This window comes from Alcanivorax sp. (genome assembly GCF_017794965.1).
Taxonomy (GTDB): Bacteria; Pseudomonadota; Gammaproteobacteria; order Pseudomonadales; family Alcanivoracaceae; genus Alcanivorax.
Genome location: NZ_CP051240.1, coordinates 3,600,872 through 3,627,026, shown reverse-complemented (window position 1 = coordinate 3,627,026; position 26,155 = coordinate 3,600,872). Strand labels below are relative to the sequence as shown.

The 26,155-nt window shown below is 57.8% G+C and carries 23 protein-coding genes; 9 read left to right on the top strand and 14 right to left on the bottom strand.

Annotated features, from left to right (window positions below; translation table 11 throughout):
* Position 1: 1 nt before the first annotated feature.
* The 12 genes from atpD to mnmG all read right to left on the bottom strand — a co-directional run bounded on the left by atpD (position 2) and on the right by mnmG (position 11,464).
* Entirely contained in the window at positions 2-1,384 is a 1,383-nt protein-coding gene (gene atpD, locus HF945_RS15885; RefSeq protein ID WP_290523537.1) for a F0F1 ATP synthase subunit beta, read from the bottom strand.
* A gap of 49 nt (positions 1,385-1,433) precedes the next feature.
* Positions 1,434-2,294: a F0F1 ATP synthase subunit gamma gene (atpG, locus tag HF945_RS15880; protein ID WP_290523536.1), complete on the bottom strand. Its 861-nt coding sequence runs from the start codon at positions 2,292-2,294 to the stop codon at positions 1,434-1,436.
* Between the two features lie 23 nt (positions 2,295-2,317).
* Complete coding sequence (gene atpA / locus HF945_RS15875; RefSeq protein ID WP_290523535.1) at positions 2,318-3,862, bottom strand: F0F1 ATP synthase subunit alpha; 1,545 nt, start codon at positions 3,860-3,862, stop codon at positions 2,318-2,320.
* 16 nt (positions 3,863-3,878) lie between these two features.
* A complete protein-coding gene (locus HF945_RS15870; protein ID WP_290523534.1) occupies positions 3,879-4,415 on the bottom strand; it encodes a F0F1 ATP synthase subunit delta in 537 nt (178 codons plus the stop codon).
* A gap of 15 nt (positions 4,416-4,430) precedes the next feature.
* Positions 4,431-4,901 carry a F0F1 ATP synthase subunit B gene (locus HF945_RS15865; RefSeq protein WP_290523533.1) on the bottom strand — a complete coding sequence of 157 codons (471 nt, stop codon included), beginning with the start codon at positions 4,899-4,901 and terminating at the stop codon, positions 4,431-4,433.
* Positions 4,902-4,950: 49 nt separating this feature from the next.
* Positions 4,951-5,172, bottom strand: a complete 222-nt coding sequence (gene atpE, locus HF945_RS15860) for a F0F1 ATP synthase subunit C (protein WP_007151035.1) — start codon at positions 5,170-5,172, stop codon at positions 4,951-4,953.
* Positions 5,173-5,228: 56 nt separating this feature from the next.
* The gene (atpB, locus tag HF945_RS15855) at positions 5,229-6,140 is read right to left on the bottom strand and encodes a F0F1 ATP synthase subunit A (RefSeq protein WP_290523532.1); all 912 of its coding nucleotides are present in this window, start codon (positions 6,138-6,140) and stop codon (positions 5,229-5,231) included.
* A 16-nt stretch (positions 6,141-6,156) separates the two neighbouring features.
* Complete coding sequence (locus tag HF945_RS15850; RefSeq protein WP_290523531.1) at positions 6,157-6,585, bottom strand: ATP synthase subunit I; 429 nt, start codon at positions 6,583-6,585, stop codon at positions 6,157-6,159.
* A gap of 402 nt (positions 6,586-6,987) precedes the next feature.
* On the bottom strand, positions 6,988-7,905 hold the full coding sequence (locus HF945_RS15845; RefSeq protein ID WP_290523530.1) for a ParB/RepB/Spo0J family partition protein: 918 nt from the start codon (positions 7,903-7,905) through the stop codon (positions 6,988-6,990).
* Between the two features lie 75 nt (positions 7,906-7,980).
* Positions 7,981-8,778 carry a ParA family protein gene (locus tag HF945_RS15840; RefSeq protein WP_290523529.1) on the bottom strand — a complete coding sequence of 266 codons (798 nt, stop codon included), beginning with the start codon at positions 8,776-8,778 and terminating at the stop codon, positions 7,981-7,983.
* 164 nt (positions 8,779-8,942) lie between these two features.
* Positions 8,943-9,572, bottom strand: a complete 630-nt coding sequence (rsmG, locus tag HF945_RS15835) for a 16S rRNA (guanine(527)-N(7))-methyltransferase RsmG (RefSeq protein ID WP_290523528.1) — start codon at positions 9,570-9,572, stop codon at positions 8,943-8,945.
* Positions 9,569-11,464 carry a tRNA uridine-5-carboxymethylaminomethyl(34) synthesis enzyme MnmG gene (gene mnmG, locus HF945_RS15830; protein WP_290523527.1) on the bottom strand — a complete coding sequence of 632 codons (1,896 nt, stop codon included), beginning with the start codon at positions 11,462-11,464 and terminating at the stop codon, positions 9,569-9,571. Before mnmG ends, rsmG begins: the two co-directional genes overlap by 4 nt.
* Positions 11,465-11,787: 323 nt before the next feature.
* Between mnmG and HF945_RS15825 the strand changes: the two genes are divergently transcribed.
* The 3 genes from HF945_RS15825 to HF945_RS15815 all read left to right on the top strand — a co-directional run bounded on the left by HF945_RS15825 (position 11,788) and on the right by HF945_RS15815 (position 16,772).
* The gene (locus HF945_RS15825) at positions 11,788-13,488 is read left to right on the top strand and encodes a potassium/proton antiporter (RefSeq protein ID WP_290523526.1); all 1,701 of its coding nucleotides are present in this window, start codon (positions 11,788-11,790) and stop codon (positions 13,486-13,488) included.
* 175 nt (positions 13,489-13,663) lie between these two features.
* On the top strand, positions 13,664-14,473 hold the full coding sequence (locus HF945_RS15820; protein WP_290523525.1) for an SDR family NAD(P)-dependent oxidoreductase: 810 nt from the start codon (positions 13,664-13,666) through the stop codon (positions 14,471-14,473).
* Positions 14,474-14,957: 484 nt separating this feature from the next.
* Positions 14,958-16,772 carry an acyl-CoA dehydrogenase C-terminal domain-containing protein gene (locus HF945_RS15815; RefSeq protein ID WP_290523524.1) on the top strand — a complete coding sequence of 605 codons (1,815 nt, stop codon included), beginning with the start codon at positions 14,958-14,960 and terminating at the stop codon, positions 16,770-16,772.
* Between the two features lie 472 nt (positions 16,773-17,244).
* Here HF945_RS15815 and HF945_RS15810 read toward each other — a convergent pair whose 3' ends face one another.
* Entirely contained in the window at positions 17,245-18,843 is a 1,599-nt protein-coding gene (locus HF945_RS15810) for an isocitrate lyase (RefSeq protein ID WP_290523523.1), read from the bottom strand.
* Between the two features lie 564 nt (positions 18,844-19,407).
* On the opposite strand from HF945_RS15810, the gene HF945_RS15805 reads away from it, so the two are divergent.
* The 6 genes from HF945_RS15805 (at position 19,408) to HF945_RS15780 (ending at position 25,375) form a co-directional block, all read left to right on the top strand.
* On the top strand, positions 19,408-20,781 hold the full coding sequence (locus HF945_RS15805; protein WP_290523522.1) for a wax ester/triacylglycerol synthase family O-acyltransferase: 1,374 nt from the start codon (positions 19,408-19,410) through the stop codon (positions 20,779-20,781).
* A gap of 173 nt (positions 20,782-20,954) precedes the next feature.
* The gene (locus tag HF945_RS15800) at positions 20,955-21,842 is read left to right on the top strand and encodes a D-hexose-6-phosphate mutarotase (protein WP_290523521.1); all 888 of its coding nucleotides are present in this window, start codon (positions 20,955-20,957) and stop codon (positions 21,840-21,842) included.
* A 194-nt stretch (positions 21,843-22,036) separates the two neighbouring features.
* Complete coding sequence (locus HF945_RS15795) at positions 22,037-22,240, top strand: cold-shock protein (RefSeq protein WP_011590014.1); 204 nt, start codon at positions 22,037-22,039, stop codon at positions 22,238-22,240.
* A 367-nt stretch (positions 22,241-22,607) separates the two neighbouring features.
* Positions 22,608-23,609 carry an IS110 family transposase gene (locus HF945_RS15790; RefSeq protein WP_290523520.1) on the top strand — a complete coding sequence of 334 codons (1,002 nt, stop codon included), beginning with the start codon at positions 22,608-22,610 and terminating at the stop codon, positions 23,607-23,609.
* Between the two features lie 71 nt (positions 23,610-23,680).
* Positions 23,681-24,124: a transposase gene (locus HF945_RS15785; RefSeq protein WP_290525432.1), complete on the top strand. Its 444-nt coding sequence runs from the start codon at positions 23,681-23,683 to the stop codon at positions 24,122-24,124.
* A gap of 318 nt (positions 24,125-24,442) precedes the next feature.
* Positions 24,443-25,375 carry an IS110 family transposase gene (locus HF945_RS15780; RefSeq protein WP_290525365.1) on the top strand — a complete coding sequence of 311 codons (933 nt, stop codon included), beginning with the start codon at positions 24,443-24,445 and terminating at the stop codon, positions 25,373-25,375.
* Between the two features lie 50 nt (positions 25,376-25,425).
* On the opposite strand, the gene HF945_RS15775 is transcribed toward HF945_RS15780, so the two are convergent.
* Complete coding sequence (locus tag HF945_RS15775; protein WP_290523519.1) at positions 25,426-26,091, bottom strand: SprT family zinc-dependent metalloprotease; 666 nt, start codon at positions 26,089-26,091, stop codon at positions 25,426-25,428.
* Between the last annotated feature and the right edge of the window lie 64 nt (positions 26,092-26,155).

Here is a 26,155-nt window from a genome sequence, read left to right as displayed (position 1 = left end):
GTTACTTGCTACGCTTGTTGTAGGCTTCTACCACTTCGTCGATAGAACCCTTCATGTAGAAGTCCTGCTCCGGAATGTGGTCGTAGTCGCCGTTCAGGATACCCTTGAAGCCTGCCAGGGTGTCTTTCAGGGAAACGTACTTGCCGGGAGAACCGGTAAATACTTCTGCCACGAAGAACGGCTGGGACAGGAAGCGCTCGATCTTACGGGCGCGGGATACGACTTGCTTGTCTTCTTCAGACAGTTCGTCCATACCCAGAATCGCGATGATGTCCTTCAGCTCTTTAAAGCGCTGCAGCACCATCTGAACGCCACGAGCGATGTCGTAGTGTTCCTGACCGATGACCAGCGGATCCAGCTGACGAGAGGTGGAATCCAGCGGGTCGATCGCCGGGTAGATACCCTTGGAGGCGATGTCACGGCTCAGGGATACAGTGGAATCCAGGTGAGCAAAGGTGGTTGCCGGAGACGGGTCAGTCAAGTCATCCGCCGGTACGTATACGGCCTGTACGGAGGTGATGGAACCTACCTTGGTGGAGGTAATACGTTCCTGCAGAACGCCCATCTCTTCCGCCAGGGTCGGCTGGTAACCTACCGCAGAAGGCATACGACCCAGCAGAGCGGATACTTCGGTACCGGCCAGGGTGTAACGGTAGATGTTATCGACGAAGAACAGTACGTCACGACCTTCGTCACGGAACTTCTCGGCCATGGTCAGACCGGTCAGCGCTACACGCAGACGGTTACCCGGCGGCTCGTTCATCTGACCGTAAACCAGGGATACCTTGTCCAGTACGTTGGAATCCTTCATTTCGTGGTAGAAGTCGTTACCCTCACGAGTACGCTCACCCACACCCGCAAACACGGAGAAACCGGAGTGCTCGATCGCGATGTTCCGGATCAGCTCCATCATGTTTACGGTTTTACCTACACCCGCACCACCGAACAAACCAACCTTACCGCCTTTCGCGAAGGGGCAAACCAGGTCGATTACCTTGATGCCGGTTTCCAGCAGTTCGTTGGTAGCGGCCTGCTCAGCGTAAGTAGGAGCTGCACGGTGAATAGACATGCGCTCTTCTTCACCGATAGGACCGGCTTCGTCGATCGGGCGACCCAGCACGTCCATGATACGGCCCAGGGTCTTGGTGCCTACCGGAACCTGAATCGGCTCACCGGTGTCAGTCACGGCGATACCACGCTTCAGACCTTCGGTGGAGCCCATGGCAATGGTACGAACAACACCGTCGCCCAGCTGCTGCTGAACTTCCAGCGTGGTTTCAGTACCGTCCACGTTGAGGGCGTCATATACCTTCGGTACGTCTTCGCGCGGGAATTCCACGTCGATTACAGCACCGATGATCTGAACAATACGACCGCTACTCATGCTTGCATCCTCTTAACTTGCGTTTTTGCCGCGCCTGCCTGCTGACAGATCAGACCGCAGCAGCACCACCAACGATTTCGGAGATTTCCTGCGTAATTGCAGCCTGGCGTGCCTTGTTGTACACCAACTGCAGATCACGAATGATGTCACCGGCATTATCGCTGGCCGCTTTCATCGCGATCATACGCGCTGCCTGCTCACAGGCATTGTTTTCAACCACACCCTGATAGACCTGGGACTCGATGAACCGCACCAGCAGTTCGTCCAGCAGCTCTTTCGGAGCGGGCTCGTAAATGTAGTCCCAGTGGCGCTTCAACTCTTCTTCTTCGCCGGCTTCAAGCGGCAGAAGCTGAATGTTGGTGGGCGACTGGGTCATGGTGTTCACGAACTCGTTGTACACGATGTACAGACGGTCGATCTCACCCTTGTCATAGGCTTCCAGCATTACCTTGATGGAACCGATCAGATCATTCAGGTGCGGGGTATCCCCCAGACCGTTAACTGTCGCTTCCACGTTGCCGCCCACGCTCTTGAAGAAGGAAACGCCCTTGGTACCCACTACGCAGTACTGGGTCTTGGCGCCTTTCTCTTCCCATTCTTTCGCGCTTTTGACAACGTTCTTGAGCAGGTTCACGTTGAGACCACCGCAGAGACCCCGGTCAGAGGTCACTACGATGTAGCCAACGTTTTTGACTTCCCGCTCTTGCAGGTAGCTGTGCCGGTATTCCAGATCGGCATTGGCCAGATGGGCAACCACCTGACGCATACGGCTGGCGTAGGGCTTGCTAGCTGCCATACGATCCTGTGCCTTACGCATCTTGGAAGCTGCCACCATTTCCATTGCACGAGTAATCTTCTTCGTGCTCTGAACACTGGCAATCTTGCCTTTGATCTCTTTACCGCTGGACATAGGAAGTACCTTTTATCAGCGAATTACCAGGTCTGGGTGGCTTTGAACTGATCGAGAGATTCCTTGATCTCACCCTCGATGTCGCCGTTGTAGTCACCCTTCTCGTTGATCTTGTCCATCAACGCTTTCTTTTCGCTGTTCATGTAGTCCAGCATGGCTGTTTCGAAGGAACCGATTTTCTCGATTTCGATACCTTTCAGGTAACCTTCGTTAGCGGCGTACAGAACAACACCCATCTCAGCAACACTCAGCGGGCTGTACTGCTTCTGCTTCATCAGCTCGGTAACGGCCTGACCATGTTCCAGCTGCTCACGAGTGGAATCGTCGAGGTCGGAAGCGAACTGGGCGAAGGCCGCCAGTTCACGGTACTGGGCCAGTGCCAGACGGATACCACCGCCGAGCTTTTTAACGATCTTGGTCTGGGCTGCACCACCTACACGGGATACAGACACACCGGCGTTCATCGCCGGACGAATACCGGAGTTGAACAGGTCGGTTTCCAGGAAGATCTGACCATCGGTGATGGAGATCACGTTGGTCGGTACGAATGCCGATACGTCACCACCCTGGGTTTCGATGATCGGCAGCGCGGTCAGGGAACCGGTCTTGCCTTTCACTTCACCGTTGGTGAACTTCTCTACGTATTCTTCGCTGACCTTGGCGGCGCGCTCCAGCAGACGGGAGTGCAGGTAGAACACGTCACCAGGATAAGCTTCACGGCCCGGCGGACGACGCAGCAGCAGGGAGATCTGACGATACGCCCAGGCTTGCTTGGTCAGGTCATCATAGACGATCAGGGCATCGTCACCGCGGTCGCGGAAGTATTCGCCCATGGCACAACCGGCGAAGGGTGCCAGGAACTGCATGGACGCCGGATCGGAAGCGGAAGCGGCAACGATGATAGTGTGATCCATGGCACCGTGCTCTTCCAGCTTGCGTACCACGTTGGCAATGGTGGACTGCTTCTGGCCAACCGCAACGTAGATACACTTAACGCCAGTGCCCTTCTGGGCAATGATGGAATCGACAGCTACTGCGGTCTTACCGATCTGACGGTCACCAATGATCAGCTCACGCTGACCACGACCGATCGGCACCATGGCGTCGATGGCCTTGTAACCGGTCTGAACCGGCTCGTTAACCTCTTTACGCCAGATAACGCCGGGCGCTACCTTTTCGACTGCGTCGGTCTGCTTGGCGTCGATCGGGCCTTTGCCGTCGATCGGGTTACCCAGAGCGTCTACCACACGACCCAGCAGTTCGGGGCCAGTGGGGACTTCCAGGATACGGCCGGTACAACGTACCTTCTGGCCTTCGGCCAGGCCCAGGTAATCACCCAGTACCACGGCACCAACAGAATCCTGCTCGAGGTTAAGGGCCATGCCATAGATGCCGCCCTCAAACTCGATCATCTCACCGAACATTACATCGGCAAGACCGTGAATACGCACAATACCGTCAGATACGGAAACCACCGTACCTTCGTTACGTGCTTCGGTGGAGGTATCAAGGTTCGCGATGCGCGACTTGATAATCTCGCTGATTTCGGACGGGTTGAGTTGCTGCATCTCTAATCCCTCAAACTCAAGAGTTCAGTTGCTCTGCCAGACGGTTAAGTCGGCCACGCACACTGCCATCAATTACGGTATCGCCGGCTCGCACCAGCACGCCTCCAATCAGGGATTGGTCCACGGACGTGGTGACATTCACGTCGGTGCCAAGGCGTTTTTTCAAAGCGGCTACCAGCTTTTCGGCAACAGCGTCATCCACTTCAAATGCGGAGATAAGCTCCACATCGGTGAACTGCTGTTCCTGGGCCAGAAGCTCATGGAACAGTTGCAGGATGACCGGCAACAGCGGCAGACGCTTGTTATGCGCCAGCTGCGCAACAAAGTTGCGCCCGCTCTCGTCCAGTTCGTCACCACAGACTTCTGCAAAGGCAGAAACCTTGGCGGCGTCATCCAGTTCCGGCTGGTCAAGGTAGGCACGCATGCTGGCATCACCTGCCACTGCTGCTGCCAGGCCCAGCATCTTTTCCCACTTGTCCAGGGCGCCCTGTTCCTTTGCAAAAACAAAGGCTGCCTTGGCGTAGGGGCGTGCGATGGTGGTCAGTTCAGCCATGGGTTACCCGTAGTCTCAGAGTTCAGCCGCCAGCTGCTCAAGCATCTGCTTGTGCGCATCCTGGTTTACTTCGCTGGTCAGTACCTTCTCGGCACCGCTCAACGCCAGGGCTGCCACTTCTTTACGCAGCTGCTCGCGAGCCTGATTAACTTCTTGGTCAATCTCAGACTGGGCCTTGGCTACCAGACGCTCACCTTCGGTGCGCGCGGCTTCTTTTGCCTCATCCACAATCTGATTAGCCCGGCGATTGGCCTGATCAATGATTTCGGCCGCCTTCTCTTTTGCTTCTTTGAGATTGGCGGTCGCCTTTTCCTGAGCCAGCTCCAGATCGCGCTCGGCACGATCTGCGGCACTCAGGCCCTCGGCAATTTTCTGCTTGCGCTCTTCCAGGGCCCGGGAAATGGGCGGCCAGACGAACTTCATGCAGAAGAATACGAACAATGCGAACCAGATAGCCTGGCCGATGATCGTCATGTTGATGTTCATGCCATCACCTCAATCGCGTTAGGTAATTTACCGGATCAAACGCGATCGATTACTGGAAGATCAGCAGGAACGCGATAGCGATACAGATAATCGGCACAGCATCCAGCAGACCAGCAATGATGAACATGCGGGTTTGCAGCATCGGAGCCAGTTCCGGCTGACGAGCTACAGACTCGAGAAAACGGCCACCCATCATGCCGAAGCCCAGACCTGCGCCGATGGCCGCCAGGCCAGCTACGATAGCAGCAGCAAGAAATTGAATGCCTTCCATCTTTACACTCCCGTTAAGTGCTTGGTTGGTTTAGTTAAAAACCGGTTTAAAAAATCTTAGTGGTCTTCGACCGCCATGCTCAGGTACACGATAGTGAGTACCATGAAGATAAATGCCTGCAGGGTGATAACCAGAATATGGAACACCGCCCACGGCCAGGCACCGATAAACTGCCAGGTGCCCATCATGGCGGCCAGCAGAATAAACACAAACTCACCGGCGTACATGTTGCCGAAGAGTCGCAGACCCAGGGACACCGGCTTGGCCAGCAGACCAATGGTCTCCAGCAGCAGGTTGACCGGGATCAGAAGGGTTTTCACGATCGGGTTGCTGGACTCGAACGGATGCAGAGCCAGGGTACCGATGAAACCGCCCACGCCTTTTGTCTTGATGGTGAAGAAGATCACCAGCAGCATCACAGAGAAGGACATGGACAGGGTGATGTTGGGGTCGGTGCTGGGCACGATCTTGAAGTAGGCTTCTTGCGCGGTCCAGCCGAAGAAGGAGGTCATGATCCAGCTGAAGGTGGCCGGAACGAAGTCCACCGGGATCAGATCCATCAGGTTCATCAGGAATACCCAGCAGAAGATGACCAGTGACAGCGGCGCCACCAGCTTGCTCTTGCCGTGGAAGGAATCACGAACCTGGGTGTCAATAAATTCGATGATGGTTTCGATGAAGTTCATGAAACCGGAAGGCACACCTGCGGTGGCCTTGCGAGCGCCCATCCAGAACAGCAGGCACATGATGATGCCGAGGCCGCCGGACCAGGCGAGGGAATCCACGTGAAATGCAGAGAAGCCCATGTCTTTGGCTTCGTTGCCGTTACAGGCAAAGGTCCAGGTGCTTTCGGTCAGGGTCTGGGTGTCGCGCCCGGCACATTCACGGACATAGCCTTCGGGCAGTTCGCCATAGGTCAGATTACCCAAATGGTGCTTGATGTACTCGCCCGGAGAGCTACCAGCCATATTGATACCTACAGTTTCAGTCGTTTTGCCCGTCTTGCCCTGCTGTGCGCCCCTCGAGGCGCGCTACCTGAATCCAGCCCACGACCTGGGCGATCAGGAAGCCTAGCAGCAGAACCATTGCAATCTTCATTTCCCGGGTTTCGGGGACTTTGGAGAATGTGAGCCAGAACAGCAACAACATGATTGCGATCTTGCCCATCTCCGCCCTTACTGCCGCGGTGGCCATACGCTTTGGCATATGGTTTTTGGGGTGCATCCAGATCTGGAAGCCGCCCCAGGCATAAGCGATCAGGCTGATAGTGCCACCCCAGGCCGCTACCAGACCGGCCAGTGTTCCGGCCAGTGCCGTTACCAACAGCGCGAAGACCACAATCGCGGCTAGCTGAGCGCGCATTAACCCCCAGAACAATGTTCTGTGGGGCTGGAATTCGTTGCTGGTGGTCACCGTGAAGCCTCTGGGCTGATGCAAGTTGATGCCGCACCAGGCGCAAGGTCTTGGGCACCCCTGATCGTTAGCGCGGCGAAGTATATGGAGTTGGCTCGCTTGTGGCAACCGTAGAGCGTGGATTGTTAGTCAAAGTTAGACCATGGTGGAACACGGATTCGCTTCAGGGGGTTGCCAGAGCGGTACGGAATGCCGTTCAGTCCGTCGAAAATTTATTTGTTTACCCTTGCGCAATCCTTTTCAGCCTTACGCTGCCGGGCCGTGTTGGCGGCATTGCTGTGGGAACGTGCTTGCACGCGAATGGCGGTAAATCGCTTGCAGGCAAGCTCCCACAGAAGCCAGTGGCCGGGTTTTGATTTTCGGTTTTCAGCGTCTGGCGTCCGGCATCCAGCGTCAGGCGCTCTACTTGATATGCGCCAGAATGCCGTCCAGTTCGTCCAGGTTGTTGTAGCTGATCACCAGTTTGCCCTTGCCGCCCTGGCCGGACTGCAGCTGCACCGGGGCACCCAAACGCTCGGAGAGATCGTTGACCAGCGCCTTCACGTTGGGATCTTCCTTCACCGGGGCTGGTTTGGCCGGTTTTTCCTTCTCGAAATCCCGTACCAGTTCTTCGGTCTGGCGCACGGACAGGCCCTTGGCCACCACGGTGCGCGCTGCCTCGATCTGTTTGTTGCCTTCCAGCGCCAGCAGGGCCCGGGCATGGCCCATTTCCAGGTCGCCATGCTCGAGCAGCTTTTTCACGTCCGCTTCCAGACCCATGAGACGCAGCAGGTTGGTGACCATGGCGCGGGATTTGCCTACCGCGTCGGCAACCTGCTGATGGGTCAGGCCGAATTCTTCCTTGAGACGGCCCAGGGCGATGGCCTCTTCCATGGGATTGAGGTTTTCCCGCTGGATGTTCTCAATCAGGGCCATGGCGATGGCGGCTTCGTCCGGCACCTCGCGGACCACCGCCGGAATGGTTTCCAGTTCGGCCATCTGGGCGGCGCGCCAGCGACGCTCACCGGCGATGATTTCGTAGCGCTTCTCGCCCAGCGGACGCACCACGATGGGCTGCATCACGCCCTGGGCACGGATGGACTCGGCCAGCTCTTCCAGAGCATCCGGGGACATGTCACGGCGCGGCTGGTAGCGGCCACGCTCCATGTATTCCACCGGCAAGTGGCGCAGCTCGCCGTCACGGGGGGGCTGGGTGACCGGATCCGGCTGCCCTTCGGACTCGATGCTGACTTCGTCCTGCTGCCGTTGCTGGTAGGACTCGTTGCTGCTGAGCAGGGCATCCAGGCCCTTGCTGAGACCGCGTTTACGCTTTGCCGCCATGGTGTTTCCTTAATTTATGCCTGACGCCAGACGCCGGATGCCTGACGCGCAAAAACAATTCCAGTCGCCGTGCAATTACGATGCCGCTGCCGGCTGATTCTTGAGCGCCTGTTCGCGGCGCAGGATTTCGCCGGCCAGGGCCAGGTAGCTTACCGCCCCTCGGGACTTGGGATCATAGGTGATCACCGGCGCACCGTGGCTGGGCGCTTCCGCCAGCCGCACGTTGCGCGGAATGATGGTGCGGTAAACCTTGTCGCCGAAGTGGCTGATGAGCTGGTTGGAGACGTCGTTGGACAGGCTGTTGCGCGGGTCGTACATGGTGCGCAGCAGGCCGCCGATGTGCAGCTTGGGATTGAGCACCGTGCGGATCTTCTCAATGGTATTCATCAGCGCGGTGAGCCCTTCCAGGGCGTAGTACTCGCACTGGATCGGCACGATCACCGAGTCCGCCGCCGTCAGCGCGTTCACGGTGAGCATGTTCAGGGACGGCGGGCAGTCGATGAGGATGTAATCGTAGTTGTCTCGGATGCGCGCCAGCGCATTGCGCAGGCGAAATTCACGAGACTTCATCTCGAGCAGCTGCACCTCGGCGGCGGTAAGATCGCCATTGGCGGTGATCAGGTCAAAGCCGCTGTCTTCCGGCGTGCCGACGATGGCCTGCTCGGTGGGCACTTCGTCGCAGAGCACATCGTAAATGGTGTAGTCGGTATCGAACTTGTCCACCCCGGAACCGGTGGTGGCATTGCCCTGGGGGTCGATGTCCACCAGCAGCACCTTCTTGCGGGTGGCAGCCAGTGATGCGGCCAGGTTCACACTGCTGGTCGTCTTCCCCACGCCGCCTTTCTGGTTCGCTACGGCAAATACGGTGGTCACGCTGTTCTCCTTGATTGTACGCCTGACGCCAGAAGCTGGATGCCGGACGCGAAACCCTGCTACCCGCTCTTTGTAGGGTGGAAATTGCTGCTGGCAATCTCCACCGATCGCTCCACCCCGTGCCGTGGCATCCTGTCGGAGATGGGCTGACGCCCATTTCCGACCTACGAAACCGACTCTACGATCACCAGGGTGCGCGCCTCGTCCAGCCCGGGAACCGTCAGGGTGTGGTGATGCCCCTTCCAGCCTGGCGGCAGGGTGGCCAGCTCCTCTTCCGTGCTGGCCGCTTTCATGGCCAGCAGTCGGGTATTGTCGGTCATTATGGGCGTCATCAGCGCCAGCATGTCCGACAAGGAGGCAAAGGCCCGGCAAATAATCTGTGATGGTGCTTTACGGTACTGTTCCACGCGACCGTGTACAACCTCCACGTTGTCCAGACCCAGTTCCCGGCGGGCCTGGCGCACGAAGCGGGTCTTCTTGCCGTTGGAATCCAGCAGGGTGAAGGATTGTTGCGGGCGGGACACCGCCAGAATAATGCCGGGGATGCCGGCGCCGGTGCCCACATCCAGGGTGTCGCCATTATCAACGAACGGCAGTACCGCCAGGGAATCAAGGAGGTGGCGGACCACCATTTCCTGCGGATCGCGGATGGCAGTCAGGTTGTAGGCCTGGTTCCATTTCACCAGCAGTTCCACGTAGTTGAGCAGCAGGCGCTGCTGGTCATCACTCAGGGTCACGCCCAGGGCATCAATGCCCCGGGTCAGGGTGTCAGCAAGTTGTGCAGGCAGGCTCATGCGTGTTGGGCGGCCTTGTTCTGGTGGCGGTGTTTTTTCAGGTAGATCATCAGCAGGGAAATGGCCGCCGGGGTCACCCCGGGAATGCGACCCGCCTGGCCCAGGGTTTCCGGGCGCACGGTGCCGAGCTTCTGCTTCACCTCATTGGACAGGCCTTTCACCTGCTCATAATCGAAGTCCGCAGGCAGGGCGGTGGTTTCCGCGGCGCGCAGCTTTTCGATCTCGTCAGTCTGACGATCAATATAGCCGGCGTACTTGGCGAGAATTTCCATCTGCTCGACCACGTCCTCGGCCGGGCGATCTTCCAGGGCGACGGCATCCGCCAGGCCCGCGTAATCCAGCTCCGGGCGCTTGAGCAGATCCAGCAGGCTGTACTCGCGGGTGAGCGGCTTGTCGATCAGGCGGTTCACTGCTTCGGCTTGCGGCGTCTGCGGACGCACCCAGGTGCTCTTCAGGCGCTGCTCTTCCTTTGCCATACCCTCGCGCTTGGCGTTAAAGGCAGCCCAGCGCTCGTCGTCCACCAGACCCAGTTCGTGGCCCTTTTCGGTGAGGCGCAGGTCGGCATTGTCTTCACGCAGCAGCAACCGGTATTCGGCGCGGCTGGTGAACATGCGGTAGGGCTCCTGGGTGCCCATGGTGATCAGATCGTCTACCAATACCCCAATGTAGGCTTCGTCGCGACGGGGGGTCCAGGCGTCCTGCTCCAGGCTCATGCGCGCCGCATTCAGGCCCGCCAGCAACCCCTGGGCACCGGCTTCTTCATAACCGGTGGTGCCATTGATCTGGCCGGCAAAGAACAGCCCTGGCATGTGCTTGGTCTCCAGGCTGTGCTTCAGGTCCTGGGGATTGAAGAAGTCATACTCGATGGCATAGCCCGGGCGGGTAATGTGGGCGTTCTCGAAGCCACGGATGGAGCGCACCGCCTGCAACTGCACATCGAAGGGCAGGCTGGTGGAAATACCATTGGGGTACAGCTCGTGGGTGTCGAGGCCTTCCGGCTCCACAAAGATCTGATGGGTGTCCTTGTCCGGGTAGCGATTCACCTTGTCCTCGATGGACGGGCAGTAGCGCGGGCCGGTGCCTTCGATCACGCCGGTGAACATGGGGCTGCGATCGAAACCACTGCGGATGATGTCATGGGTCTGGGCATTGGTGTGGGTGATATAACAGCACACCTGCTGCGGGTGCTCTTCCACCTTACCCAGGTAGCTCATCACCGGCAGCGGGGTATCGCCCCACTGCTCTTCCATGACGCTGTAATCCACGGTTTTGCCGTCGATCCGGGGCGGGGTGCCGGTCTTCAGGCGGTCCACCCGGAACGGCAGTTCGCGCAGACGGCGGGCCAGCGCGTTGGAGGGCTGATCGCCGGCACGGCCGCCCTGATGATTGTCCATGCCGATATGAATGACGCCGCCCAGGAAGGTACCGGTACACAGCACCACCGCATCGCCATGAAAACGCAGCCCCATATTGGTAACGGCACCGACACAGCGGCCATTGTCCACGATCAGGTCGTCGACAGGCTGCTGGAAGATAGTCAGGTTGGGCTGGTTTTCGAGGATGTCGCGAATCGCCGCCTTGTAGCGGATACGGTCCGCCTGGGCGCGGGTGGCGCGCACCGCCGGGCCCTTGCGGGCATTGAGCACACGAAACTGGATGCCGCCTTTATCGGTGGCGCGGGCCATGGCCCCGCCCAGGGCATCGATCTCGCGCACCAGGTGGCTCTTGCCAATACCGCCGATGGCCGGGTTACAGCTCATCTGGCCCAGGGTTTCGATGTTGTGGGTAAGCAACAGGGTGGACACGCCCATGCGCGCAGACGCCAGGGCGGCTTCGGTACCGGCATGACCGCCACCGATCACGATCACGCCATAACGCTGGGAATAGTCCATGGATAAACACCTTGCAGGGCTTGCCTGCTGCTCAAAATATGATCAAAGGGGCGCGATAGTATAGGGACAACGCTTCACGCTGCAAGCATCACGCGGGAGAGTCAGTTCAAAGTTGAAAGTTTAAAGTTCAAAAGCGCGGGATGGGCTCTCTGTTTTGGGGTTCCGTGCCCGCGCCATTACCGGTAATCGCGGGTAGTGGGTAGCCGCACACTAAAGCCCCGAACCGCGTTTCAACTTTAAACTTTCAACTTTTAACTCAACCCACCCCTTGCGTGTAAGCTATTCTACTATAGAACCCTGATCTCACTTAACCGGAAAACTCCTTGTACTCTCTGAACCTTTTCCTTCTTGTCGGCACCGGCCTGATGTTTACCGGCCTGTTGCTGGGCTCGCTGAGTGCCCGGTTCGGGGTGCCGTCACTGCTGATCTTCCTGGTGGTGGGGATGCTGGCTGGTGAAGACGGGATCGGCGGCATTGAATTCGATGATTTTTCCACCGCCTATGTAATCGGCAATATCGCCCTGGCGGTGATCCTGCTGGATGGCGGCCTGCGTACCCGGTTAAGCACCTTCAAACTGGGCCTGCGCCCGGCGCTCAGTCTGGCCACCCTGGGGGTGGCGATTTCCGCTGGCCTGGTGGGGGCGTTTGCCATCTGGTTGATGGGCGTGGACTGGCGCCTGGGGCTGCTGCTGGGCGGCATTATCGGCTCCACGGATGCAGCGGCGGTGTTCAGTGTGATCAAGGGCGCCGGGGTCAAGCTCAATGAGCGGGTGGCCAGCACCCTGGAAATTGAATCCGGGCTCAATGATCCCATGGCCATCTTTATCACCCTGATGCTGGTGGGCATGTTGGTGGAGCCGGACACTCAGTGGGGCTTCGGCATGGCCATCACTCTGCTCAAGCAGTTCGGCCTGGGTATCCTGCTGGGGCTGCTGCTGGGGGTGGGGATCAGTGAAGTGCTGTTGCGGGTGCGCAGCAACGAAGGCCTGCACGCGCTGCTGCTGTGCAGTGGTGGCGCCATGGTGTTCGCCGTCACCAATCTGGTGGGCGGTTCCGGTTTTCTGGCCATTTACCTCACCGGGCTGGTGGCGGGCAATCGCCGAGGCGGCACCGGCGACAACATACTCAAGTCCATGGATTCCATGGCCTGGCTGGCCCAGTCCGGCATGTTCCTGATTCTCGGTCTGCTGGTGACTCCCTCCCGGCTGACTGAACACCTGGTGTGGGCGCTGGCCGTAGCCGCGTTCCTGATGCTGTTCGCGCGGCCGGTGGCGGTGTGGATCAGCCTGTTGCCCTTTCGCTTCAAGGCCCGGGAAGAAATCTTTATCGCCTGGACCGGCCTGCGCGGGGCGGTGCCCATCGTACTGGCCGTGTTCCCGTTGCTGGCCGGGGTGGAGCAGACCTATCTGCTGTTCGACATCACCCTGGTGGTGGTGCTGATTTCCCTGATCGGCCAGGGTGCCAGCCTGCGGTTCATGGCCCGACGCATGAAGGTCTCGCTGCCACCCTCCACCGAGGCCCGTCAGATCGTTCCGCTGGCCGCACCGAGGGACCGCTTCCTGCTGCAATTCCAGGTGGAAGAAGGTGCCCGCGCTGTAGGCAAGCCACTGAATGCACTGTCCGATGAAGGCCGCACCCCGCTGATGCTGTACCGTAATCACCAGGTGCACAGCCCCACGGAAGAACCGGTTATCGAGGCCGGCGATCTGATCAGCTGGCTGGCGCCGCTGTCACACAAACCGGCACTGTCAGACCTGTGTCATCATATGAGTCCGGACGAGAAACGCTATTACGGCGATTTCACCGTGATCGGCAAGACCCCGGTGGCGCAACTGATCGCCATCTACGGGGTGGAGTCTCCGCCCCCGCTCTGGCAAGGCCTGACCGTGACAGAATTGTTTACCAAACAGGTAGGGAAACAGGCGGTGGTCGGTGATACGGTACGCATCAGCGGCCTGCGACTGCGGGCCAGATCGGTGGAAGACGGGCTGGTGGTGATGGCTGGCCTGAAGCTGCCGGGATAAAAGCAGTTACGAGTTGAAAGTTTAAAGTTGAAACGCGGATCAGGCTGCTCTGTCTTGCAATGCTGTGTCCGCGATTAACGGTAATGGCGCGGGCACGGAATCTCAAAACAGAGAACCCATCCTGCGCTTTTGAACTTTCAACTTTCAACTTTGAACTCATCAGCAAGGACGACGCATGGCCCGTTTTGATAATCACCGTATCCTGATCACTGGCGCCGGTGCCGGTATTGGCGCCTTGATGGCGGAAGAGTTTGCCAGACAGGGTGCGGAGGTGATCGTCACGGCGCGGCGGATTGCTGCTGCCCGCGAGGTGGCAGACCGGATCAAGACCGCCGGCGGCAAGGCCCATGCCTATGTGCTGGATGTGAGCAAACTGGCGTCCATTGCCAAATTCCGTGACAAGCTGCATGAGGAAGTGGGTCCGATCACCGCGCTGATCAACAATGCCGGTGTGGTGTTTGGCGGCGAGTTCGAGCAGGTAGAGCTGGAACAGCATCTCAATACCTTCCGCATCAACACCGAAGGCCTGATGGCCACCACCCACGCCTTCCTCAATGATCTGATTCAGGCCAAGCAGGGTTACCTGGTCAATATTGCCAGCGCTTCCGCCTTTGTGGGCCTGCCCTATGGCAGCACCTATGCCGCCAGCAAATGGGCGGTGGTGGGTTTCTCCGAATCCATTCGCCTGGAACTGGATGTCCGCAAGATCAAGCACGTGGACGTGACCACGGTCTGCCCCAGCTACATTTCCACCGGCATGTTCGACGGCGTGAAAACCCCGCTGCTCACCCCCATGCTCACCCCGGAAAAGGTGGTCAACAGCATCATCAAGGGCATGATCAAGAAAGACAGCTTCGTGATTGAGCCACCGATTGCCAAATCCACCGAACTGCTCAAGGCCGCCCTGCCCCGCAAGGTCTGGGACGAAGTGGCGTATCGCATCGGAGTGTCCACTTCCATGTATAGCTGGAAGGGGAAGAAGTAAGAGAGCTGCGAGCTATGAGCTTTGAGCTGTGAGGAAAAACCCTTTCTGCAGAACTGCTGTGGGAACTTGGCTAGAGGTGAGACCGGAGCCGCTGTAGGAGCGGTCGTTCGACCGCGCTCCGAGGCTCGGCGAAATAAAAGGTTCGGGTCACGAGTTTCAAAAGCCAAGACCCTAACTGGCCACCGGGTTTTAGGTTTTCGAAAATCGCTTCTGGAATCCTTACCTCGCTTTGGCTCGGATCGCCCAGGCAAGCTGGGCTCCTACAGCGGCTTCGTGGCAATGTTCGGTTTTGCTCATAGCTAGCAGCTCGAAGCTCAATACCCCGTGAACGCCCATTCACCGTAACGCCAGCCCTATCCCGCCTTGGCAGTCAATGTCTTTAAGTGTGCTTTCCCCAACAATGCGCTCCGTGATCCGCTGTCCGGTTCGGGTTTATCCTGCAACCCACTATGGACAGCCTGACTGATGAGACGAGGGAATTCTGATGCCGAACTATAAGGCTCCCGTGCGCGATATGCGCTTCTTGATGAACGAAGTGTTCGATTTCGAAGGTCACTACAAGACCTTGCCCAACGGTGAAGACGCCACCCCGGATATGGTGGAAGCCATCGTTGGTGAAATGGCCAAGCTGTGTGAGAACACCATCGGTCCGCTGTACCAGAGCGGTGACGAGGAAGGCTGTAAGCTGGAAGACGGCGTGGTTACCACTCCGAAAGGCTTCAAGGAAGCCTACGCAGAGTTCCAGGCGGGTGGCTGGCAGGGTCTGAGCCACCCAGTGGAATACGGCGGTCAGGGTCTGCCCATGTCCCTGGGTCTGATCAAGCAGGAAATGATGGCCACCGCCAACTGGTCGTTCTCCATGTACCCGGGTCTGTCCCTGGGCGCCATGAACACCATCCAGCTGCACGGCACTGAAGAGCAGAAGCAGGATTACCTGGTCCCGCTGACCGAAGGGACCTGGGGCGGCACCATGTGTCTGACCGAACCCCAGTGTGGTACCGACCTGGGTCAGGTAAAGACCAAGGCCGAGCCGCAGAAGGATGGTTCCTACAAGATTTCCGGCACCAAGATCTTTATCTCTTCCGGCGACCACGACATGGTGGAAAACATTGTCCACATCGTGCTGGCGCGCCTGCCTGACGCCCCCAAAGGCACCAAGGGGATCTCCCTGTTCATCGTGCCCAAGTACCTGCCGGGCAAGATCGGTGAAGACAACGGTGTCAACGTTGGCTCCCTGGAAAAGAAAATGGGCATCAAGGCCTCCGCCACCTGCGTGATGAACTTTGATGAAGCTACCGGTTTCCTGATCGGCCCGGAAAACAAGGGCCTGGAGTGCATGTTCACTTTCATGAACACTGCCCGTCTGGGTACCGCCATGCAGGGTATCGCCCACGCCGAGCTGTCTTACCAGGGTGCACTGCCTTATGCCAAAGAGCGTAAGTCCATGCGTGCCCTGTCCGGCAAGAAAGAGCCCGATGCCATCGCCGACAGCCTGATCCACCATGGTGACGTGCGTCGCATGCTGCTCAAGCAGAAGGCCATCGCCGAAGGCGGCCGTGCCATGCTGTACTTCTCTGCCCAGTACGCCGACAACATGATTTCCGGCATTCTGGAAAACGACATGAAGAAGTACGAGCACTGGGACAGCGAGCTGGGCTTCTTCACCCCGATCCTGAAAGGCTTCCTCACCGAGAAAGGTCTGGAAGTGGCCAACGACGGCATGCAGGTGTTCGGTGGCCACGGCTACATCAAGGAACATGGCATGGAGCAGATCGTGCGTGATGCGCGTATCTCCACCCTGTACGAAGGCACCACCGGCATTCAGGCCCTGGACCTGCTGGGCCGCAAGGTCCTGCTGACCACCAAGGGCAAGTGTGTTCGTGACTTCACCAAGAAACTGGTGGATTTCGGCACCAAGAACCTGCGCGATCCCAAACTGCGCCCGTTCGCCTGGAAGCTGCTGAAAATCGCTGCCGAGTGGAACTACCTGACCACCCGCATCATGCTGGTGGCCGCCAAGGACCGCGACATGGTCTCCACCGCCAGCTACGACTTCCTGATGTACAGCGGCTACGCCATGATGGCGTACTTCTGGGCACTGCAGGCTGGCGTGGCCAAGGACAAGCTGGAGAACGGTGGCAACGAGCCGGCAGAATTCTACAAAGCCAAACTGGCCACGGCAGAGTTCTACTTCGAGCGCATGCTGCCCAGCGCCAAAGGGCACGCCGATGCCGCGCTGAAGCCCACCAAGAGCACCATGCAGCTGAAAGAAGAGCACTTCTCGTTCGATTACGAGTAAGTGGTAAATCGGACGTCAAATCTATGACGTCGGATGCTAAAAAAGGGGCGACCTTCGGGTCGCCCCTTTTTTGTTCATCTCGGAATTCCGGGAAAGCCCCACCTTTCCGTAGGAGCGTCGCTGGCGGCGCGATTTCAGACCAGGATCGAAAAACGTTTTCACCACAAAGATCACTGAAACCTCGGATCGGGAGCTGTTGCCAGAACCTTCGTTCAGCAAGCTGAACCTCCCACCAGACAGCGGCTTCACCCAGGGAGAAGTAAAGCGCTGGAATCGCGCCGCCACCGAGCGGAGCGAAGGAACGCCTGACAAGGCGACAAGGCGGCCTGCACGGGTGCGCGGAGCCGAATAACCGACGCTACTACGGGAAGACCTTGGTAGCAGCAACTTCCGGCTAACCCGCGATGAACCAAAAAAAGCGGCCCCCTTTCGGGGGCCGCTTCTTCAAGACTTACCTTGAACAGATCGGAACTTAGTTGTTCTCGAACTGGTTCATGGTGTTGTCTTTACCGCCGGCTTTCAGCGCAGCTTCACCAGAGAAGTACTCTTTGTGGTCATCACCGATGTTGGAACCGGCCATGTCCTGGTGCTTCACGGTAGCGATGTTGCGACGGATTTCCTGACGCTGAACACCTTTGGCGTAGGCCAGCATGCCTTCTTCGCCGAAGTAGCCTTCTACCAGCTGGTCGGTGGACAGAGCAGCGGTGTGGTAGGTCGGCAGAGTGATCAGGTGGTGGAATACACCGGCTTCGCGGGAAGCCTTGGCCTGGAACTCTTTGGCCCACTCGTCAGCCACTTCAGCCAGTTCGGTTTCGTCGTACTTCACGCTCATCAGGGAATCGCGCTCGTAGGCAGAAACGTCCTTGCCTTCTTCAGACCAGGCATCGAATACCTGCTGACGGAAGTTCAGGGTCCAGTTGAAGGACGGGCTGTTGTTGTAAACCAGCTTGGCGTTCGGCTCTTGTTCCTTGATGCGATCAACCATGTGCTTGATGTGCGCAACGTTCGGAGTCGGAGTCTCGATCCACAGCAGGTCAGCGCCGTTCTGCAGGCTGGTGACACAGTCCAGAACAACACGATCGATGTTGGAATCGCGACGGAACTGGAACAGGCCGGAAGCCAGTTTGGTCGGCTTGATCAGCTTGCCAGCAGTCTTGACCAGAACGTCACCGTGCTGAACGGAGGACGGATCAGTCACTTCTTCACCTTCCAGGAAGGAGTTGTACTGATCAGCCAGGTCGCCTTCTTTCTGGGAAACGGCGATCTGCTTGGTCAGGCCAGCACCTTCAGAGTCGGTACGGGCAACGATCACACCATCGTCAACGCCCAGCTCGAGGAAGGCGTAACGTACGGCGTTGATCTTGGCCAGGAAGTCGGCGTGGGGAACGGTGACTTTACCGTCCTGGTGACCACACTGCTTCTCGTCGGAAACCTGGTTTTCGATCTGGATACAGCACGCACCCGCTTCGATCATTTGCTTGGCCATCAGGTAGGTGGCTTCCGGGTTACCGAAACCAGCGTCGATGTCAGCGATGATCGGAACAACGTGAGTTTCGAAGTTGTCGATCTGGTTGATGATTTCAGCCTGCTTGGCGGAATCACCAGCTTCCTTGGCGGCGTCCAGGTTGCGGTACAGGTGGTTCAGTTCCCACGCGTCAGCCTGCTTCAGGAAGGTGTACAGTTCACGGATCAGGTCAGCAACGGAAGTCTTCTCGTGCATGGACTGATCAGGCAGCGGACCGAACTGGGAGCGCAGGGCAGCAACCATCCAGCCGGACAGGTACAGGTAACGACGCTTGGTGCCACCGAAGTACTTCTTGATGGAGATCATCTTCTGCTGGCCGATGAAACCGTGCCAGCAACCCAGGGACTGGGTGTACTTGGAGTTGTCAGCATCATAGGCAGCCATGTCTTCACGCATGATCTTGGCGTTGTACTTGGCGATGTCCAGATGCGTGTTGAAACGGTTTTGCAGACGCATGCGAACAGCAGATTCCGGATTGATATCTTTCCAGGTGCTGTTGGCGCCAATCACGGAGCCCAGTGCTTCGATGTCTTTGGTGTATGACATGGTGAACCTCTGATAAAAGAATTGGTTAATCGATACCGGAGAGGGGCAACCCTGTTCATGTCATGACATGCCGGCCTTCGATGCTGCGCATTCTAGACCCGGCCATCCCATAAACATAATCAATATGGTCTATTTTCAGTATTCATGGGATGAATGCCTGTGCGGGCACGACCAGCCCCCTTTCCCGGGGTGTCTGCCGCAAGCGGCGTGATACATGACGTCAAGCCAGGTCGCTCTCCCTATCGCCCCGGAATGACCCATCAGTCAGACCCTGAGTCTTCGTCAAAGCGCCCCCGGGTGCAAGAGGCAAAATGCATGCTTATGGCGGATTTCACGGGTCTGTCATGTCCTGAATTTCAGTCGATAACATCGCTCACTGAGACAGCCCGATTTATTCACTCCAACGCCGGGATTTTTACAGGTCACACACAGTGACCCCCCTGCCCGTTTGCTACTATGATCTTCTCTGCACAGTAATAGGCCGGTTGGCATGGAGACTGCATTTCACTTCCATGACAGGCTGTGTAGATGGAAATAACGATAAGTGAAAAGGATCTGGACACTATGAAAGCTCTTAGCCCGGTAGACCAACTATTCCTGTGGCTGGAAAAACGCCAGCAACCCATGCATGTGGGCGGGCTGCAACTGTTCCACTTTCCCGAAGGCGCCGGCCCCAAGTATGTCAGCGAACTGGCCGAACAGATGCGTGACTACAGCAACCCGGTGGCGCCATTCAACCAGAAGCTTACCCGCCGGCTTGGCCAGTACTACTGGACCGAGGACAAGCAATTCGATCTGGATCACCACTTTCGCCATGAAGCCCTGCCCAAGCCGGGCCGGATCCGGGAACTGCTGTCACTGATTTCCGCCGAACATTCCAACCTGATGGACCGTGAGCGTCCCCTGTGGGAGTGCCACCTGATCGAAGGTATCCGTGGCCGCCAGTTTGCCCTTTATTACAAGATTCACCATTCGGTGATGGATGGCATTTCCGCCATGCGCACCGCCGCCCGCACACTCTCCACCGATCCCGATGAACTGGACATGGCCCCGGGCTGGGCGTTCCAGATAAAGAAAAAGCCCCGTTCGCTGCCCAGCAATCCGGTGGATGTGGCCTCCAGCCTGGCCCGTCTGGGCGCCGGGCTGAGCAAGCAGGCCGCCACGGTGCCAGGGCTGGCCCGGGAAGTGTACAAGGTTACCCAGAAAGCCAAGAACGATGAGAACTATGTGTCCATCTTTCAGGCGCCGGACACCATTCTCAATCAGAGCATCACCGGTTCTCGCCGGTTTGCGGCACAGAGTTACAGCCTGTCGCGCCTCAAGGTCATCGCCAAGGCCTTCAACTGCACCGTAAATACCGTGGTATTGGCCATGTGTGGCCATGCGCTGCGTGAATACCTGATCAGCCAGCACGCCCTGCCAGACGAGCCGCTGATTGCCATGGTGCCCATGAGCCTGCGTCAGGATGACAGTGCCGGCGGTAACCAGATCGGCATGATCCTGGCCAACCTGGGCACCCATGTGTGTGATCCCGGCATGCGTATCCAGGTGATCCACGACTCCATCGAGGAAGCCAAGCAACGTTTCGCGCAGATGAGCCCCGAGGAGATCCTCAACTTCACAGCTCTGACCATGGCGCCCACCGGACTCAACCTGCTGACCGGCCTGGCCCCCAAGTGGCGTGCCTTTAACGTGATCATCTCCAATGTGCCCGGACCCAAGTCACCGCTTTACTGGAATGGCGCCGAGCTCAAGGGGATGTACCCGGTGTCTATCGCGCTCAACAACATTGCCCTGAATATCACCCTCACCAGCTATGTGGACCAACTGGAGTTTGGTCTCATTGCCTGCCGCCGCACCCTGCCATCCATGCAGCGGTTGCTGGATTATCTGGAGCAGTCCATTCGTGAACTGGAGATTGCGGCGGGGATCAAGTGAGCAAGTTGAAAGTTAAAAGTTCAAAGTTAAAACGCGACATAGACTTTTGGACTTTCAACCGCTGTGCCCGCGATTAACAGTAATCGCGCGGGCACGGCCTTTCAGAGCCAGGGGCATCCCCCGCGCTTTTTAACTTTCAACTTTGAACTTTAAACTCAAACCACAGGTAACGGATGACCTCATCTATTTCACCAATCACCCGTGGCGAACTGGCCTGTTGGCAGGTTCGGCACCGTGGCCAGGCACTGGTGGTCGCCGAACAGGGCGCCCAGGTGCTGGAGTACCGACTGGATAACGAGCCGCCCATTATCTGGCTCAGTGAACAGGCCGCCTATGTGTCGGGTGCCGGGGTGCGCGGCGGGGTGCCGGTGTGCTGGCCCTGGTTTGGCGGGCTGGCCTTTAATCCGGATGCCGTGCAGCAGGCGTATTCGCTGGACGATCCTCCCGCCCATGGGCTGGTGCGCTCCATTGCCTGGACGCTCATCGACCAGCAGCAAAGCGACGATGTGGCAGAGCTGGTATTCCAGCCTGAACCGACACAGCTTGTCGATGCCTGCCCCGCCGTGCAGCCCAGCCTGAAAATCCGCCTGGATACTGCCCTGACCCTGAGCCTGGTGAACCACAATGTGGGGGTCAACCCGGTAACGCTGTCCCAGGCCTTGCACAGCTACTTTGCGGTCAGCGACAGTCGTCAGGTCACCCTGCAGGGGCTGGACCAGAAACCCTACGTGGATGCCATGGATGACTGGCACAGCCATCGGCAAAGCGGCCCGCTCACGTTCCGCGAGGAAACCGACCGGCTTTACCTGCAGCTTGGCCCCACCCTGCACATTGATGACCCGGGGTGGCAAAGGAGGGTGACCCTGACCACCACTGGCAGCCACTCTGCAGTGGTCTGGAATCCATGGGTGGAAAAGAGCCAGCGGCTCAGTCAGTTCGCCCCGGACGCCTGGCAACGCATGCTCTGTATTGAAACTGCCCGGGTGCTGGATGACGTGCTGACACTGGCGCCTGATGAGCGTCACGAGATGTCTGTCCGTTTCGTGACAAGCCCGCTATAAACGCCTGAAAACAGGCTTTAAAAAGGGGTGGTGCTGATCAAAAAAGGGGAGTAGAGTCGGAGGTGGCTGCGAATTATGGCCGGAGTTTGTGTTGGTAGTTGCCTTCCCTGCGTGAAGCTGAAGTTGTCTCCGAACACCCCCATCATGGTTTGCAAGCAACACCCTAAGTAATAGATTTTGAGGTATAGATTCACATGGCTACTGGAACTGTGAAGTGGTTCAACGAGTCCAAGGGTTTTGGTTTCATCTCCCAGGACGATGGTGGTGCAGACGTATTCGTTCATTTCAGCGCAATCACCGGCTCAGGCTTCAAAACCCTGGCCGAGGGTCAGAAGGTTTCCTTCGAGATCCAGCAGGGCCCGAAAGGCCCTCAGGCTGCCAACGTAGTGGCTGAATAAGCACTGCTTCGGCACAACAAAAAAACCCGCTTCGGCGGGTTTTTTTGTGCCTGGCTGAAAGTGCCCCATCACACCAGCCGCTTTCAGCGCCTGTCACCACATTCGCGGCTCAAGCGCCGCTCCTTGTATGTTGCCACTTCACCATATGAATTATGGTTTACCGGTTACCGGGGAGGCCGTTCGCTCCTGGAAGCAGCTTGCTCTGACTTCGTCTGTAGAGCGGCTCCCCGCCTCATTACCTACTCCGAAGGGTATCCCGAAGCCGCTTGCGCGAGACTTCGTATCACAAGGTCGGTAGCAGGTAAGTCAGTGCGAGGTCGGGGAACCGGTGACTATTGTCGTTAATTCAGCGTTGCGAGTGAAGGGTATGTCTGTATTTGCCGGTGTGGATATTGGTGCTAGTTCTGTGGATGTTGTGAGCTTTGGCGATGGTAGGTTCAGCAAGCCCAAGCAGTACAAGCAGTCCCCTGATGGCCACAATTCCATGATTGCCGCGATGAAAAAGCTTCGACCGAAGTGCATCGTCATGGAAGCAACAGGAGTGTATTACTTTGATCTGGCGGTGGCTCTGGTTGAGGCCGGCCTGCCCGTGGCAGTGATTAACCCCAAAAGCACCAAGAACTTCGCCAATATCAAGCTGCAGAACAGCAAGACCGACAGCATAGATGCGGCACTTCTGGCCGAGTACGGCATGCGGATGGAGCCCCGGTTGTGGACACCACCAGATCAGCACCGTCAGGCCCTTCGAAGCCTCGGAAGGCAGATCAACCGCCTGACCGGTAGCCGGACACAGGCAAAGAACCGCCTCCATGCCATGAAGGCCACCCAGTCTACGCCCACGCTGCTCGTTGAAGATGAGCAGGAAGCGATTGAGATGCTGGATCGACGCATTGATCGGCTGAAGCGGGCTGCGGTGGAGCTTCTGGGAGAATCACCTGAGCTCAAGCGCTTGTATAAGCACTTCTGCGCAGCCAAGGGCATTGCGGAGGCAACGGCCCTCGCGTTGCTGGCTGAGCTGTGCGTCTTGCCGGATCATCTGAAATCCGCTCAGGTAAGCCGTCATGCGGGCCTGGATATACGTCTGTACCAGTCTGGAAGCAGCGTTCATCAGGCCTCAAGGATCAGTAAAGCGGGCAACGTGTACATACGCTCAGCGCTGTATATGCCTGCCATGTCCGCCGTGCGCTTTGACCCGAATGCCAAGGCATTTTATGAGGCCCTGGTCGCCCGCGGGAAAACCAAGCTGCAGGCCCAGGTGGCGGTAATGCGTAAGTATCTGACTGGCCTGTGGGCCTGCGTTAAGACGGACACCCCGTTCGATTCATCACTGCTTTTTAGTGATTGCCATGCGAAAAATGCTTGCGCTTGAACAGGGTATCTACAGAAATTTCCGATATCGCTGACAGTCATGAGCAGTCCGGCTTTCTAACCTCTTTCTTCATGAGCCGCACATTCCATGGAAGCAACTTGAGAAAAGGTCGACACTCTCAAGCCCGCAATATCTACCACATCACCACTGTCACCAGGGGACGATACCTCTGGTTCTCTGAGCATGATCATGCAAGGACGCTATGCCGGGCTATCCAGCGATCTGATCAGCTGTCCGCCAGTGACACACTGTGCTTCGTGGTTATGCCTGACCATTTGCACTGGTTGTTCATGCTCGGCGATTGCTACTCACTGTCCCACACGATCAATATGGTCAAATCATCTTCCGCGCGCCGTTGCGGAATGCCGATCTGGCAACGAGGCTATCACGATCACGCACTACGACAGGAAGAATCCATCAAGGATGTAGCACGGTATATCGTCGCCAATCCCCTGAGAGCAGGGCTGGTATCCCGGCTGGCTGATTACCCTTACTGGAATGCTGCCTGGCTGTAGGAGCGCCGCTTGAGGCGCGAAGGGTTCTGGATAACGTTACGGGGTCCTCGCTACGCTCGGTTCGCGTCTCAAGCGACGCTTGTATGTTTGAATGCCTCTCCTGCAATGATGCAGGACTTGCCGGGGTGGAGGGACCAACGACGCATCTGACCTCAGGGTACAGACGGTAGGAGACTTGGCCCCACCCCGCACCTATTCATACGCCGATAAAGAATCCATCGGCTGAGTTGCACCTCAGACCGACGATACCAGCAAGCCAGCGTTTAGGTGCGCCCCGACAAGCATGTGTAACCTAGCTCAAGGGGCAGTTCAGTGGCAATGCAAGTAGCAAGATCTATCGTCGGCATCGACGTCGCCAAGGCCGAGTTGGTCATTCATTTCCAGGGCCAGACGTTCACCATCGAGAACACCCCCAAAGCCATTAAACACTGGCTCAAGAGCCTGCCATGCTCCTGTGAGATCGCCATTGAGGCCACAGGGACTTACCACATGGCAGTCATCGAGTTGGCCCATGCCAAAGGGCACCACATTTACGTCATTGATGCTTCACGTCTCAGCAGCTACCGCAAGGGAACAGGCGGCCGAGCTAAAACAGACGCCTCTGACGCCCAGCTGCTTGCCCGCCATCTGCAGAGAGAGAAGGAGGATCTGCGCCGTTGGAGCCCGCCGCCCAAGGCGTATCGAACACTGCAGACACTGCTACGCCGCCGCGCGGCGCTGATCAAGGCGCGAACCATGATCCAACAGAGCCTGGGTGGCGAAAAGATTCTCAAGGCGAGCCTGACAAGGCTGATCTCACAGATCAACAGTCTGGATACACTAATCCAGAAGCATCTTCGCAACACCGTAAGAGAGGCAGGGCTCTGCGATCAGGTACAACGCTGCAAATCTCTGGAAGGTGTGGGCGATCTGACGGCTTACGCCTTGGTCATGGCCTTCCTGCGAGGAGACTTCCGCAACAGCGACGCCTTCGTCGCCTTCCTGGGGATGGATGTCCATGTAAAGGACTCCGGCACCAGAACGGGAAAACGCAAGCTGACCAAAAAAGGCGACTCAGAGACCCGCAGACTGCTTTACTGTGCGGCCATGGCCGCTCGTAAAAGCGCCCGCTGGGCGGGTGTCTACCAAGGTTATCTCGACCGTGGCCTGGCGAAAACGCAGGCCCTGGTCATCCTCGCACGTAAGCTGGTCCGTATCGCCTTCGCGCTGATGAAGAGCCGTACTGACTACGTATCTATGCCTGCCTCATAAAAGGGGTGGACAACATAGAATCTCCTACGGGGAGGGTGGGTGGTTTTGATTCACGGTTGGAACAGGGGCTGTTCGAGGAGATCCTTGCGCTGGCGCCAGTCGGGCATGCGGGCATCCATGAGGGCATGGAAGCCTGGGCCATGATCCATGTGTTTGAGGTGACACAGCTCGTGCATGACCACGTAATCCAACGCTTGTGGAGGATAGTGAAGCAGGGCCATGTTGAGGTTGATGTAACCGCGCGCCGAGAGTGAGCCCCAGCGGGTTCGCATTTTCTTGATGCGTAGTGTCGGACGCTGGAAACCCTGTTGCTCAAACCAGCCAAACTGTCGCTGGATACTGTCTTCAAACACCGGTTTTGCCTGACGGCGCATCCAGCCTTCCACCGCCGTTCTGACTGTGATCTCATCATCGGGCTGCGGCACACGGATGGACAGATAGGGCCCGCTGACAACCACCCGGGTGCGGCCTTCACAAACATCCATCTTCAGCGATTCACCCCGCCAGGCCAGTACCTCGCCATCCTGCCAGCGCTGCCGTGGCCGACTGGCCTGACGCTGCTGTTGCTCGGCAATCCACTGCCGGCGACTGTCCACAAACGTCTGCACCATGCGCAATGGCGCACGCTGTGGCGCCCGTACCTGGACGGTCCCGTCTTCCAGTACGCGCAGTTCCAGGCTGCGACGTTTGCTGCGGATCAGTTCAAAATCAGTCATTGAGAAGCGAGTTTAAAGTTGAAAGTTCAAAAGCGCGATAAGCGCCGAATGACTCTGACAAGCC

Bases quoted from the DNA above. Each gene is read 5' to 3' on its own strand.
- HF945_RS15820 (WP_290523525.1), top strand. From the start codon at position 13,664: ATGGCCCGTTTTGATAATCACCGTATCCTGATCACTGGCGCCGGTGCC.
- HF945_RS15795 (WP_011590014.1), top strand. From the start codon at position 22,037: ATGGCTACTGGAACTGTGAAGTGGTTCAACGAGTCCAAGGGTTTTGGT.
- HF945_RS15800 (WP_290523521.1), top strand. From the start codon at position 20,955: ATGACCTCATCTATTTCACCAATCACCCGTGGCGAACTGGCCTGTTGG.
- HF945_RS15815 (WP_290523524.1), top strand. From the start codon at position 14,958: ATGCCGAACTATAAGGCTCCCGTGCGCGATATGCGCTTCTTGATGAAC.
- atpD (WP_290523537.1), bottom strand. From the start codon at position 1,384: ATGAGTAGCGGTCGTATTGTTCAGATCATCGGTGCTGTAATCGACGTG.
- HF945_RS15865 (WP_290523533.1), bottom strand. From the start codon at position 4,901: ATGAACATCAACATGACGATCATCGGCCAGGCTATCTGGTTCGCATTG.
- HF945_RS15805 (WP_290523522.1), top strand. From the start codon at position 19,408: ATGAAAGCTCTTAGCCCGGTAGACCAACTATTCCTGTGGCTGGAAAAA.
- atpG (WP_290523536.1), bottom strand. From the start codon at position 2,294: ATGTCCAGCGGTAAAGAGATCAAAGGCAAGATTGCCAGTGTTCAGAGC.
- HF945_RS15810 (WP_290523523.1), bottom strand. From the start codon at position 18,843: ATGTCATACACCAAAGACATCGAAGCACTGGGCTCCGTGATTGGCGCC.
- HF945_RS15845 (WP_290523530.1), bottom strand. From the start codon at position 7,905: ATGGCGGCAAAGCGTAAACGCGGTCTCAGCAAGGGCCTGGATGCCCTG.
- HF945_RS15785 (WP_290525432.1), top strand. From the start codon at position 23,681: ATGAGCCGCACATTCCATGGAAGCAACTTGAGAAAAGGTCGACACTCT.
- mnmG (WP_290523527.1), bottom strand. From the start codon at position 11,464: ATGGACTATTCCCAGCGTTATGGCGTGATCGTGATCGGTGGCGGTCAT.
- HF945_RS15775 (WP_290523519.1), bottom strand. From the start codon at position 26,091: ATGACTGATTTTGAACTGATCCGCAGCAAACGTCGCAGCCTGGAACTG.
- HF945_RS15870 (WP_290523534.1), bottom strand. From the start codon at position 4,415: ATGGCTGAACTGACCACCATCGCACGCCCCTACGCCAAGGCAGCCTTT.
- atpB (WP_290523532.1), bottom strand. From the start codon at position 6,140: ATGGCTGGTAGCTCTCCGGGCGAGTACATCAAGCACCATTTGGGTAAT.
- rsmG (WP_290523528.1), bottom strand. From the start codon at position 9,572: ATGAGCCTGCCTGCACAACTTGCTGACACCCTGACCCGGGGCATTGAT.
- atpA (WP_290523535.1), bottom strand. From the start codon at position 3,862: ATGCAGCAACTCAACCCGTCCGAAATCAGCGAGATTATCAAGTCGCGC.
- HF945_RS15790 (WP_290523520.1), top strand. From the start codon at position 22,608: ATGTCTGTATTTGCCGGTGTGGATATTGGTGCTAGTTCTGTGGATGTT.
- HF945_RS15780 (WP_290525365.1), top strand. From the start codon at position 24,443: ATGCAAGTAGCAAGATCTATCGTCGGCATCGACGTCGCCAAGGCCGAG.
- atpE (WP_007151035.1), bottom strand. From the start codon at position 5,172: ATGGAAGGCATTCAATTTCTTGCTGCTGCTATCGTAGCTGGCCTGGCG.